This is a genomic window from Ideonella lacteola (genome assembly GCF_038066555.1).
In the GTDB taxonomy this organism is placed as follows: Bacteria; Pseudomonadota; Gammaproteobacteria; order Burkholderiales; family Burkholderiaceae_C; genus Ideonella; species Ideonella lacteola.
In genome coordinates this window covers 52,583-65,149 of the sequence record NZ_JBBUTG010000001.1, presented here as the reverse complement: position 1 = coordinate 65,149, position 12,567 = coordinate 52,583, and the positions used below count along the sequence as shown (strand labels likewise).

Genomic DNA, 12,567 nt, shown 5'->3' with positions numbered 1-12,567 from the left:
CTCTGGGGAATGTCTGTCTTGGGGGCCCGCTCAGGGCTTGGCGTACTTCGCGATCAAGGCCTTGGCGTCGTCCAGCATCCGCGAGCCGGGCAAGCCTTTGCCGTTCATCTCGGTGACCCAGTCGGCCGCCAGCTTCTGGCCGACCACCTTCCAGGACGCCAGCTCGCTCGCCGGGATCACGTTGACGTCTTTGGCGTTGACCATGCGCTTGCCGATGCCATCGGCCTTCAGAAAGGCCTTGCCAATCTCGCCCGAGAGGGCCTGGCCACTGTTCGCGTCGATCACCTTCTTCAGGTCGGCCGGCAACGCGTCGTACTTCGCCTTGTTCATGGCGAAGATGAAGGTCGAGGTGTAGAACGCCGGCTCGGCGGGATCGGTCTCGGAGTGGAACTTGGACAGCTCCTGCAGCTTGACCGATGGCACCACCTCGTACGGCACCACGGCGCCGTCGATCACGCCTTTGGACATCGCATCACCCACCTGCGGCACCGGCATGCTGACAGGCGTGGCCCCCAGCATCGCGATGAACTTGTTGGTCAGTCGCGTGGGGGCCCGCAGCTTCAGCCCCCGCAGATCGGCCATGGTCTTCACCGGCTTGCCCGTGAGGTGGAAGACGCCGTCGCCATGCACGTGGGTGGCCAGCAGGTGCACATCCTTGAACTCGGCCTGGCTGTGCGTCTGCACATAGTCCCACAGGGCTTTGCTGGTGGCCTCGGGGTTCTGCATCATGAAGGGCAGCTCGAACACCTCCACACTCGGGAAACGGCCTGCGGTGTAGCCGGGCAGCGTCCACACCACATCGGCCACGCCGTCTCGCACCTGCTCGTACAACTGCGGTGGCGTGCCGCCCAGTTGCATCGACGGATAGCTCTGGCACTTGATGCGCTGGTTCGATTCAGCAGCCACCTTGTCGCACCAGGGCTGGATGAACAAGGTGTTGGCGAACGAGCTGGCGGGCAGGAAGAAGTGCACCTTCAGGGTCACTTCCTGGGCCTGCAGCGCTCCCGCGGCGGCCAGCAAGGCCGCGGCAGCCACGATGTGCCGAAACTTCATGGGGTCTCCTGATGGATGTGAAGGGTCGCCGAGCCGCGAAAGGAGTGCGTCCGGTCAGGTGAGTCGGTGGACCAGCCACAGGGCCACCGCGGGGAAGCTGATCAACAGCGACAGGCGCAGCCCGTCGGTCAGCAGAAAGGGCACGACGCCCTTGTAGGTCTCGGTCATCGGCACATCCCGCGCCAGACCATTCATGATGTAAACGTTCAGACCGACGGGCGGGAAGATCATCCCGATCTCGCACACCGTGAGGATCAGGATGCCGAACCACAACGCCTTGTCGGCCGGCATCAGGCCGAAGAAGTCCATGCCCATCACCACCGGGAACAAGGTGGGCACGGTGAGCAGAATCATGCTCATCTCGTCCATCACGCAGCCCAGCAGGATGTAGAACACCATGATGCCGGCCATCACCAGCAGCGGTGGAATCTGCAGGTGCCCCACCAGCTCGGCCAGCTGTGCGGGCAATTGCGACAGCGCGAGCGCCGCGTTGATCATGTCCGCACCGATGAAGATGAGAAAGATCATGCCGCTGGTCTGTGCCGTCGTGCGCACGGCGGCCGCGAACTTGGCGCGGTCGATCTCGCCGCGCAGCACGGTGACGGCCAGCGTCAGCACGTTGCCGATGGCTGCCCCCTCCGTGGCGGTGAACAGGCCCCCATAGATGCCCCCGAACACCACCGCGAAGATGGCCACGATGGGCCACACCCGCAGGCCCGTCTGCATCAACTCGGCGCGCGAAGCTGCCTGGGCGGCCGGCGCCTGCTCTGGGTGAAGGCGCACCACCACGGCGATCGCGACGAGGTAGCCCACGGCCGCCACCAGGGCCGGCACATAGGCGGCCAGGAACATCTTGGTGATGTTCTGCTCGGTGAGGATGGCGTAGACCATCAGCGTCACCGACGGTGGCAAGAGCACGCCCATCGTGCCGCCGGTGGCCAGTGCCGCCGTGGCCAGACGGCCCGAGTAGCCGATGCGCCGCATCTGCGGGTAGGCCACCTGCGCGATGGTCGCGGTGGTGGCCACCGTCGAGCCCGAGATCGAGCCGAAGGCGGCACAGGCCAGCACGCCCGCCATCGCCATGCCGCCGCGAAAGCGCCCCAACAGCGCATTGGCGAAATCGAACAAGGCCTTCGAGAGGCCGCCCTGCACCGCCAGGCCCCCCATCAGCATGAACAGCGGGATGACCGACAGGTCGTACACCGAGACGCGGCCGTAGACCGCGCCCTTCAGGTGCGCGAGCAGCGGCAGCCAGCCCGACAACGCCAGATAGCCCAGTGCGCCGGGCACGAACATCGCCACCGCGATGGGCACCCGCACCGCCATCAGCAACAGCATGGCACCGAACATCGTCAGGCCGATCGACAGGGTGCTCATGCAGCCACCTCGCGCGGCGAGCGGAACAAGGTCCAGGTCTGTGTGGCGCCGATCACCACGCACAGCGACAACCCAGGCAGCATCAGGGCGTAGGGCCACCACATCGGCAGGTCCATCAGCATCGAGCGCTCCTGGGCGGCATGGATGTCGACGCCTCCGGCGGCGACGCGCCAGGTGACCAGCGCCATGACCAGCGTGTAGAGCAGGCTGCCCACGGCGTCGAAGCGGCGCTGCAGCGCGGCCGACGCGCCGGTGGTGAAAAAGTCCACGATGATGTTGGCGCGCCGCTGCTGGGTGTAGGGCAGGAAGGACGCGACGACCACCGCGCCGCCCAGTTGCACCAGCTCGACATCGCCCAGGATGGGATGCGCGAACAGCGCGCGACCGACCACGCTGACCAACGTCATGCCCGCCATCGCCATCAGCACCAGCGCACCGCAGGCCGCGCTCGCATCGCAGAGCCTGTCGAGCAGGCGCTCAAGGGCCGCAGAGTCGGCCACCGGTTGATCCACCGTTGTCTCCTGTTGTGAGGCCGCGGCCGCTGGTGGCCACCGTCGCCCGCCCCGGGTCGATGGGGGCTGGCAGGCAGTCTAGGAATCGAGGCCCCGCACCGGCAGATGGCACGGATGGCGGCGCGATAACCGATCGGTATCATCTGTCGCCATGAAGCTGACGAGCCTGCGCGCGCTGATTGCGGCGATCGAGGAAGGCAGCCTGCGCTCTGCGGCGCGGCGTCTGGGCGTGTCGCAACCGGCGCTCACGAAGCTGATCCGCGAGTTGGAACGCGAGCTGTCGACCACGTTGCTGGTGCGCTCGACGACCGGCGTGCTGGCCACCGCACAAGGCATGGTTCTCTATGAGCGCGCCACGGCCGCCGACCGTGAGCTGGCGCACGCGGTCGAACAGATCCAGCAGCTCGGCGGCCGCATGACCGGCTCGCTCACCATCGGCGCGGTGCCGTTGGCGGTGATGCTGCTGGTGCCCGAGACGTTGCGCACCTTCGGGCATGAGTTCCCCGACATCCAGCTGCGCATCATCGAAGAGCTCTACATCGCCCAGCTCACGCGTTTGCGCAAGGGCGAGGTCGATATCGCCCTCGGCCCCCTGCCCGATCAGCTGCCGCACGGCGAGTTCGAGGTCGAGACGCTGATGCCGATCGCGATGGTGATCGTGGTGCGCAAGGGCAACCCGCTGGCGCAGGCGCGGCACCTGGCCGATCTGGCCGACGCCCGCTGGGTGTACACCGGGGCCACGCCCGACTCAGGCTATGCCCGAACGCTGTACGAGCGCCATGGGCTGAAGGCGCCCCCTGCGGGCGCCTTGGTGAATTCGACGCTGGGCCTGTTGTCGATCATCACCAGCGGCAACTGTGTGGGCTTGCTGCCCTACCAGATCGCGACGAATCCCTTCGCCGCGATGTACCTGGACATCGTGCCGGTGGCCGAGGGCCCCCTGAAGCTGAGCCTGGGCGCCCTCGCCCGCTCGGACGCGGCCCTGAAGCCCGCGGTGCGGCACTTCATGGCCCACCTGCACCGGGCGGCCCACCACCTGCGGCAGGCATCGCCCGGCCCCTGACCGGCCGGCCCCGCCGATGCAGGGATCAAGCCCCCGCGGCGACGGCCACGCCTGCGCGCTCGATCACCCACCAGATGGCCATCAACCCGCCACCCGCCGCAACGATCTGACGCAGCCGGTCGTAGCCGGTGGCGGATTTCCGGCACCAGGCCAGCAACACCGGCGCCACCACCAGCAGCAGGGCCAGCTGCATCGCCTCGATGCCCAGGTTGAACGCCAGCAGCGCTTGCGCATGCTGCCAGGCGGTCAAACCGGCGCCAGACAAACTGGCCGAGAACGCCAGGCCGTGGATCAGGCCAAAGCCCAGCGCCATCACCAGCTCACCATCGACGACGAGCGGACGCCACGCATGCCAGGCCGCCACCGCGATGGTGACCGCCACCGCGATCTCGACCGGCTGCGAGGGCAGCGCCAGCACACCGGTGCTGCCCAACGCCAGCGTCACCGAGTGACCGATGGTGAACGCGGTGGCCACCCAGGCCAACTGGCGAACGGCCCGCCCGTCCTGCCGGGGTGCCAGCCACCGGCCCGAGGCGGCGCTGGCCGGGGCCACGATCACCAGGAGCAGCAGGAACAGCAGGTGATCGGTGCCTTCGGCGATGTGCCACGCCCCTGCCTTGAACAGGCGCAGTGCACTCGCACCGGCGGTCGCCGGTGCCAGGTTCAGGGGCAATGACGCGTGGCCGTGCGTCAGCTCACCCAGCAACAGCGGCGCCTCGCCGGCGCGACCACCGGACCAGTCGTTGCGCAGGAACACCTGCACCCGATGGGTTCGCACCTCGTGGATCACCGCGTCGATGTCCAGCGTCGGGGTGCGCGGGTCGGCACCAGGCGGCGCCTGCAATTCGATCACCGCATGCAGCTCGGCCGATGCATCGTGGCCCAGCACCTGCAAGCTCGGCCGCGCGGCCTGCCAGACCTGCGTGCCGCTGCGCGCGATCACGTGCTGCGCCAGGTAGCGCGCGAGCGCGTCACCGTGCCGCGGCAGGGCCTGGTCCGGCTCATCGGCCAAGGGCTGGCCGAAGCCGTACTCCAGGCGGTTCAGCGGCAACTGCAGGGTGAGCCGCAGGCCGCCGGGTGTGGTGTCGATCCAGACCTGGCTCTCCGGCATGGGATGTGCGCCAGCCCAAACGCTCCACACACCCAGGCACAGAGCGAGCCACACGCGGCGGGCCATGCTCATCGCCAGCGGCCGATCAGCTCGACAGGCAGCTGCCACCATAGTCCCCGGTCTTGTCGCGCCAGATGGTGTGGTAGTGGATCTCGCTGTTGAAGATCACCCCGTTCTGCACTGAATACTCGATCCACAGCCGCGGGCCTTCGATGCGGAAGTAGTTGCCCTTGGTGGTGACGTTGCCCGTGCCCGCGTAGGCCACGTAGGTGGAGGCCAGCGCCGCGCTGTCCAGGTACGCCGACAACAGGTCGTCGGCGTATTCCTTGGCCTGCGTCTTCACGTACGACTTGATGGCCGCCTTGACCAGCTTCTGGTCGGCATCGGACAAGCTGGTGTAGAGCAGCCCGTGATCGGTGACGCTGGCGTAGTTGCGCGGGCAGGTGCCATCAATGTTGCCCGAGCCATTGGCGCCGAACAGCAAGTCGCTGTAGGTGCCGCTGAGCTTGGCGCCCGAGTAGGCCGTGAGCGCCGCGCCCAGGTTTGCGAACGCGGTGCGCTGCGCCTTCATCGGGTCGTAGGTGGTGCCACCCTGGGTGAACGAGCCCTTGGGCTCCACGCCCATGAACACCGGCGTCGGCGAGGCATAGCTGCCGTTGAAGGCGATGTTCCAGGTGAGGTGGTGGCCGGTGATCTGCAGCATCCAGAAGTTGCTGGTCGACGGTGAGCCAAGGAAGGCGATGTAGTAGTTGCCCTGGCCGTAGCTGCTGCCGCCACCGTTGGCGGCGAGATAGTCGTCGGCGGCCATCAAGCCGGTCTGCATCGCCGCGCCCTTCTTGCCGAGCGCCGTCGCGATCAGGGTGTTGGCTGCCGTTTTCTGGGCACTGCTGAGGTTGCCCCAGGCGATGCCATTGCGGGCCACCAGGCGTGCGGGCAGGTTCGACCAGCGGCGCGCGGCATTGAGGCTCCAGTCGAGCTGAACGGTCGACTGCTGCGACGAATCGAGCGTGTTGTAGAAGGCCGTCGCGGCGGTGTAGACCTCCTGGCTCAGCGAGGCGCTGGCGGTGGTCTGCACGGTCTTGGCGGCAGACAACGAGCCGGCCGTGGCGGGCGTCGTGAGCGTGGTACTGTAGCCAGCGGCGATCGCCGCGGCGATCAGCCACGCACGTTGGAGGGTGGTCTTCTTCATGGAGGCAGTCCTTTCTGTGGGACGTGGAGGAAGGGGAATCGACACTCAGCTGCCGCACTGGCCACCGTAGTCGCCACTCTTGTCGCGCCAGATGGTGTGGAAGTGGATGTCGTTGTTGAAGATCACACCGCTTTGCACCGAGAACTCGATCCACACGCGCGGACCTTCGATGCGGAAGTAGTTGCCCTTGGTGGTGACCGTGCCACTGCCGGCATAGGCGGCGTAGGTGGAGGTCAGTGCGGTGTCGCTGAGGTACTGCGCCAGCAGCTCGTCGGCGTACTCGGTGGCCTGGGTGTTGACGTAGGCCTTGATGGCCTCTTGAACCAACGCCTGGTCGGTCGACGAGAGGCTGCCGTAGGCGACGCCGTGGTCGTCGACACTCGCATAGTCACGCGGGCAGCTGCCATCGATGTTGCCGGAGCCATTCGCACCGAACAGCAGGTCGCTGTAGGTGCCGCTCAGCTGCGCATCCGAATAGGCGGTCAGCGCTGCGCCCAGGTTCGACATGGCGGTGCGCTGGGCCTGCATCGGGTCGTAGGTCACGCCGCTCTGGGTGAACGAGCCCTTCGGCTCGATGCCGAGGAACACGGGCGTGGGCGACTTGTAGCTGCCGTTGAAGGCGATGTTGTAGGTGAGGTGATGGCCGCTGAGCTGCAGCAACCAGAAGCTGCTGGCCGACGGCGTGCCGAGGAACGCGATGTAGAACTGGCCCTGGCCATAGCTGCTGCCACCGCCGTTGTCGGCGAGATAGTCGTCAGCGGCCTGCAGCCCTTCGTGCAGGCTGTTGCCAGCGCTGCTGAGCGCCGTGGCGATCAGGCTTCGCGCAGCCGTCTGCTGCGCGCTGCTGAGGCTGCCCCACGAGATGCCATTGCGCGCGACCAGCTGAGCCGGCAGGTTGGACCATTGGCGCGCCGTGGCGAGGCTCCACGACAGCTGCACCGCTGATTGCTGCGATGAGCTGAGGGTGGCCAGGAAGGTCTCTGCGGCCTGGGCGGCCTGCTCGCTCAACGCCCCCGTGGTGGTGGTCGTGACGGTCAAGGTGGCGGCGCTGCTGGTGACGCTGCCGGCCGAGTTGCTGACCACCACGTCGTAGCTGCCGGCATCACTGGAGGCCACGGCCGCGATGCTGAAGGTGGACGATGTCGCGCCACTGATGCTGGTGCCAGCTTTTCGCCACTGGTAGCTCAGGGTGCCCGAGCCGCTGGCCACCACCGAGAAGCTCACCGCCGAACCGAGGGCCACCGTCTGCGACGCCGGTGAGGTGGTGATGGTCGGCGTTGAATCGCCATCGGTGGAATCGTCCGAATCGCTGGAACCGCTACCACCGCATGCGCCGAGGCTGGCGGCCAGCGCCAGCAACAGCATCCCCATCCATCGCTTGATCATGAACTGCACCTCTTGTTGCGAGATGAGCTCGATGATGGAAAGTGATCGTTGCCGGCGGTTTGCCAGACGATCACCGAGGAGATGACGCCATCACGGCCGGTTATCGCGCCGCGGTGACGCCCGTGCGAACGCCACCGCGCTTCGCCCTCCAACCCGCATCAACCCGAAGCGGGTTAGCACCGAGTAGCTGCACCCCGACCGCGGCCCGTACAACTGCGTTCTAGTGCAGTGTTTGATGCCAGGCGGAACTGAAGAAAACCGATGGATTGGGTCGTCTGGCGAGGCGCAAACCACAGCGATGCCCGGTGGCATCGCGAGGATTTGCAACGACGCCAGGCGGCCGAAGGCGCGGTTTTATGTTCCGCATAGCGTCTAACACTGCACCAGGCAGCGTGACCGGCCGGCGATCTGCATCAACGGCGGGTCGTTCAGTCGCCGCTCGTCACGGCACGCTCCACCTGCGCCACGTCGCGCAGAGTGACCCCGACATGCTGGGTGCTCTGGAGTCAACGAAGGTTGACCCCCGGAGTTGACTCGACCCCCGAAGGCAATCGGGGGTTTGGCGGCCGCAGCCAGAACGCAGGGCCGGTTCAGAGGGCCAAGCGCACCTGGTTGCGGCCGTTCTTTTTGGATTCGTACAGCGCCGAATCCGCACGCCACAGCGCGGACTCGATCGTCTCGTCGTGGCCCATCGACGCCAAGCCAAGGCTCATCGTGACCGACAAGCCCGCCGCGACACGGCCCCAGGCGTGCTGCTCGATCATCGCGCGCAGGCGTTCGGCCACGTTCATGGCCTGGTCCATCGGCAAGCCACCGCCAAAGGCGACGACGAATTCTTCGCCTCCCCAGCGCGCGATGGCATCGTGCGGTCGCAGATGCTCACGCAGCAGCCGCGCGATGTCGCGCAGCACCTCGTCGCCCGTGGCGTGCGAGAAGCGGTCGTTGATCTGCTTGAAGTGGTCGATGTCGCCCATCATCAACACCAGCGGCGTGTCCACACCGCGCTCGGCCTGCCACTGCGCCAGGTGCAGCTCGAACTGCCGTCGATTGGCCAAGCCGGTGAGCGGGTCTTCCAGCGCCTGGCGCTTGAGTTCACCCGCCACTTCGGCCATGTGTTCGACCTGACGCTGCAGCTCTGCATTGCGCAGCCGGGCCAGCTCGGCATCGACGCGGCTGCGTTCCACGTCCACACGGGCGGCCAGCGCCTGGGCCCGGGTATCGGCCTGTGCGGCCAGCAGCGCCTCGCGGGTCTCGGCGTGGCGCTTGAAGAAGTCGAGCGCGGCGCGCCAGTGCTGCTGCGCCTCTTGGAGCAGGCTGTTCTCCAGGTGCACCCGCGCGAGCAGCTCCTGGTCCTGGCTCTCCTGCACCAGCTTGAGGGCCTCGGCCACATGCGCTGCCGCGAGCCGGTGCTGGTTGCTCAAGCGCTCGACGCGGGCCAAGTGCAACTCCAGGCTGGCGCGGCTGGGGCCAAGGCCTGCGATCTTGGCCGACTTCACTCCCAGCTTCAGCACCGCGCGCGCCTCGTCCAGCTCGCCCATGTCGATCATGGCGTCGGCCGCCTCTGCGGCCCCGTTGAGCACCAGGTGGTGCCGGCCGCCCTCCACCAGCTCGTCGAGCAAGGCTCGGTGCTCGTCGTACACCGCCTGGATGGCGACGCGATCGGCCTGCCGCTTGCGCACCGTCACCAGCCGGTAGGCCAGCAGATTCGCGCGGGTGACGGCCGCCAGGTTGGGATCGTCGTGTCGGCGGTTCAACTCCATGCAGCGCTCCCAGGCATCGAGCGCCTGGTCGGTCTGGCCCAAGGCCTGGTGCACGGCGCCCGCGTTGTTCCAGAACACGCACTGATGCCAAGGCTCGTCCCCGACCAAAGGCAACAGTTGGATGGCGCGGTTCAGCAGCTCCAAGGCCTCGGCCGCCTGGCCCAGCTGGGCGACGGTGATGGCATGCGCGGCGATCAGGCGCAGCAGCCGCATCGGATCGGCCGCACGCGTGAAGAGCTCGATGCCGAGGTGGCCGGCGGTGAGTGCCTCTTTCAGGTTACCGCTGTACTGGTAGCCGATGGCCAGCATGTGTTGGCAGATGCCCATCTGCACCACATCGTCAGCAGCCGAGACGATCGGCCAGGTCTGCAGGCACAGCGCGATGCCCGCCTCCATCTGGCCTCCACGCACCATCGCCGCCGCACGCTCGAGCGCGGCCGCCGGGGTCTCGGGCGGCGCCGGGGTTGGGACCGCTTCGGCGAGCACCTTCTTCCGGGTGGCCTTCGGTGCCAGCGGCCGTGTGCGCACCGCCCCGACGATTTGCGCGAAGCCCAGTTCACCTGGCGAGGCTGGCGGGGCCGATCCAGCCGGGCGCCCACCGCCGGGCGGTGTGGCCTCATCGGGCGGCGAAGGCAGCGTCGAACGAGAGCGGGGAGGCAACATGGGAAAGCGTTCTCACAGGGCAAAGCGAAGGCCGGCCATCCCCAGCCACGGGCAATCGCCGCGCCGAGGGGCCCAGGCGCGACGCGAGCGCGAGAGGATAGAGGCTGCGCTCAGCGCCCGGTGACCCAGGTGGGGAAAGCGCTACAGGGCGTGTTCAAACGACGCAGCCCCGTGCGAACGGGTTGTCCAGGGATGCAGGGCAAGGCGCCCGACGCCGCCGAGGCTGGCGCCTGGGCAAGTTGGGCAACGCCGCCATGCGCCCTGGACGGCCCGTTCCCGAAGGGTTGCCACCAGAACCAGCCGCCCTCGGCGTTGCAAAGCCTCGCCGGGGCCGCACCCCGGCTTCGATTGACGCCTCGCGCTCGACCGGTTCTGGTGGCAACGCATCGGGGCTGCGTCGTGTGAACACGCCCTAAATCGCGGTGCGCACCTGATTGCGGCCGCCCTTCTTGCACTCGTACAGCGCAGCGTCGGCGCGCTGCAGGGCCTCGGTGAGCGATTCGCCGGGCCGGCACTCGGCCAGACCGAGGCTCATTGTCACCTGCAGCCCTGGGGTGATCACCGCCCAGGCGTGCCGCTCGATCGTGTGGCGCAGCCGATGCGCCACGGTCAAGGCCTGGGCCAGCGTGAGGCCGGCTCCGAAAGCCACGACAAACTCCTCGCCACCCCAGCGCGCCACGGCGTCGTGAGGGCGCAAGTGCTCACGCATCAGCCGGCCGATGGTCCGCAGCACCTCATCACCCAAGGTGTGCGAATGAAGATCGTTGATGCGCTTGAAGTGGTCGATGTCTCCGATCAAAAGAACCAGCGGCCGCGCAGCCGGCGCGTCGGCGCGCAGTTGCTCAGCGCGCCGCTCGAAATGCCGGCGGTTCGCCAGGCCGGTGAGCGGGTCTTCCTCGGCCTGGCGTTTGAGCAGGCCGGCTTCTTCCACCAGGTGCTCGACCTGCTTCTGGAGTTCGGCCTGGCGCAATCGCGCCAGCTCGGCCTCGACCCGGTTGCGCTCCACGTCCACCCGCGCCGCCAGCGCCTGCGAGCGCCCCTCGGCCTGCGCGGCCAACCAGGTCTCGCGCGTCTCGGCATGGCGCTTGTACGAGTCCAGGGCCGCACGCCAGTGGCCCTGCGCTTCCTGCAACTGGCTGTTCTCCAGATGCACGCGGGCCAGCAGCTCGAGATCCTGGCTTTCGCCCACCAGGGTGAGCGCCTCCGCCACATGCGCGGCGGCCAGGCGAAGGTGGCCGCTGAGCCGTTCCACGCGGGCAAAGCGCAGCTCCAGGGTGGCGCGCTTGGGCCCCAAGGCGGTGGCGGTCGCCGCTTTCATGCCCAGCCGCAACAGGCTGCGCGCCTCGTCCATCTCACCGCGCTGGATCATCACGTCAGCCGCCTCGGCGGCGTAGTTGGTCACCAGATGCTGGCGGCCCTCGTCCATCAAGGCATCGAGATGGCGGCACAGCTCGGCGTAGGCGGCCAGAACGCGGTCGACACCGGCCGCATGGCGCTGCAAGGTGGTCAGCCGCAGCGTCAGCAGGTTGCCCCGCGATATCGCCTTGATGCTCGGCTCGTCGAAGCGGGGCGCCAGCTCGGTGCAACGTTCGAGCGCAGACAGGGCTTCGTCGATCTGCCCGAGGCTCTCGTAGACGGTGCCGGCGTTGTTCCAGAACACGCACTGCTGCCAAGGGCTGTCGGCCACCTGCGGCAGCAACTCGACCGCGCGCCCCAGCAACTCCATCGCCTCGGCCGCCTGCCCCAGTTGCGCCAGCGTGATGGCATGCAACGACATCAGGCGCAGGCGCCGCTCGGTTTCGCCCACGAGGGTCAACAGTTCCAGGCCCAGGTAGCCCGTGGTCAAGGCCTCCTTCAGCTTGCCGTTGTAGTGGTAGCCGACGGCCAGCACATGCTGGCAGATGCCCATGTGCAGCCGGTCTTCCGCCTCGGACAGGCGGGGCCACCACTCATGGCACAGCGCCATGCCAGCCTCGACCTGGCCGCCGCGCACCATCATCAGGGCGCGCTCGAGCGCCTCGCCAGGCGACTCCGGCGTGGCGGTGGAGGCCGGCTCTCGCGACTCCGCGGCACGCTGGCGGCGCCGGCGCGCCGGGGCGGGCCGGCCCATCGCGCCCACCATCTGCGCAAACCCCCTCTCGCCGGGCGAATGCAGCGGTTCCACGGGGTCGCCATCGCCCTCATTCGGGGAAGCGTTGTCAGGGTGTCGTGGCGCAGGCATGGGCGGGGCCTGCAGCCTTGCGGGACCGCAGGTAGGGAGGCAGGCAGGAAGGCGGCTGAATGACGCCGCATCCTACCCAGCCGCCCCTCTGCCCATGTACTCGCCGGTAACCGAGGGGGGCGTCACCGCGGTCACGCGGGATCGACACCGAGCGAAGGGTGCCCCGCGCAGCCCGACTCAACGGCGGCCGGCCGTGCAACCGGGCGCCGGCTTGGTGGCCGCCTTGGTCTCC

9 protein-coding genes are annotated in these 12,567 nt (G+C 67.9%); 1 reads left to right on the top strand and 8 read right to left on the bottom strand.

Annotated elements, in window-relative coordinates:
- Positions 1–30 precede the first annotated feature (30 nt).
- Genes AACH06_RS00265 through AACH06_RS00255 form a run of 3 tightly spaced genes read right to left on the bottom strand, consistent with a single transcriptional unit; the run spans position 31 to position 2,942 of the window.
- The gene (locus tag AACH06_RS00265) at positions 31–1,053 is read right to left on the bottom strand and encodes a TRAP transporter substrate-binding protein (RefSeq protein WP_341423580.1); all 1,023 of its coding nucleotides are present in this window, start codon (positions 1,051–1,053) and stop codon (positions 31–33) included.
- A 54-nt stretch (positions 1,054–1,107) separates the two neighbouring features.
- Positions 1,108–2,430, bottom strand: a complete 1,323-nt coding sequence (locus tag AACH06_RS00260) for a TRAP transporter large permease (RefSeq protein ID WP_341423579.1) — start codon at positions 2,428–2,430, stop codon at positions 1,108–1,110.
- Positions 2,427–2,942: a TRAP transporter small permease gene (locus tag AACH06_RS00255; protein WP_341423578.1), complete on the bottom strand. Its 516-nt coding sequence runs from the start codon at positions 2,940–2,942 to the stop codon at positions 2,427–2,429. Before AACH06_RS00255 ends, AACH06_RS00260 begins: the two co-directional genes overlap by 4 nt.
- A 151-nt stretch (positions 2,943–3,093) precedes the next feature.
- On the opposite strand from AACH06_RS00255, the gene AACH06_RS00250 reads away from it, so the two are divergent.
- Positions 3,094–4,005, top strand: a complete 912-nt coding sequence (locus AACH06_RS00250; RefSeq protein ID WP_341423577.1) for a LysR family transcriptional regulator — start codon at positions 3,094–3,096, stop codon at positions 4,003–4,005.
- Positions 4,006–4,030: 25 nt separating this feature from the next.
- On the opposite strand, the gene AACH06_RS00245 is transcribed toward AACH06_RS00250, so the two are convergent.
- From AACH06_RS00245 to AACH06_RS00225, 5 genes are all read right to left on the bottom strand, one after another.
- Positions 4,031–5,188, bottom strand: a complete 1,158-nt coding sequence (locus tag AACH06_RS00245) for a HupE/UreJ family protein (RefSeq protein WP_341423576.1) — start codon at positions 5,186–5,188, stop codon at positions 4,031–4,033.
- Between the two features lie 13 nt (positions 5,189–5,201).
- Positions 5,202–6,305, bottom strand: coding sequence for a DUF3500 domain-containing protein (locus tag AACH06_RS00240; protein ID WP_341423575.1), 1,104 nt, complete (start codon positions 6,303–6,305; stop codon positions 5,202–5,204).
- Positions 6,306–6,350: 45 nt separating this feature from the next.
- Positions 6,351–7,691: a DUF3500 domain-containing protein gene (locus tag AACH06_RS00235; protein WP_341423574.1), complete on the bottom strand. Its 1,341-nt coding sequence runs from the start codon at positions 7,689–7,691 to the stop codon at positions 6,351–6,353.
- 590 nt (positions 7,692–8,281) lie between these two features.
- Entirely contained in the window at positions 8,282–10,114 is a 1,833-nt protein-coding gene (locus tag AACH06_RS00230; protein WP_341423573.1) for a diguanylate cyclase, read from the bottom strand.
- A gap of 412 nt (positions 10,115–10,526) precedes the next feature.
- Positions 10,527–12,335, bottom strand: a complete 1,809-nt coding sequence (locus tag AACH06_RS00225) for a GGDEF domain-containing protein (RefSeq protein WP_341423572.1) — start codon at positions 12,333–12,335, stop codon at positions 10,527–10,529.
- Between the last annotated feature and the right edge of the window lie 232 nt (positions 12,336–12,567).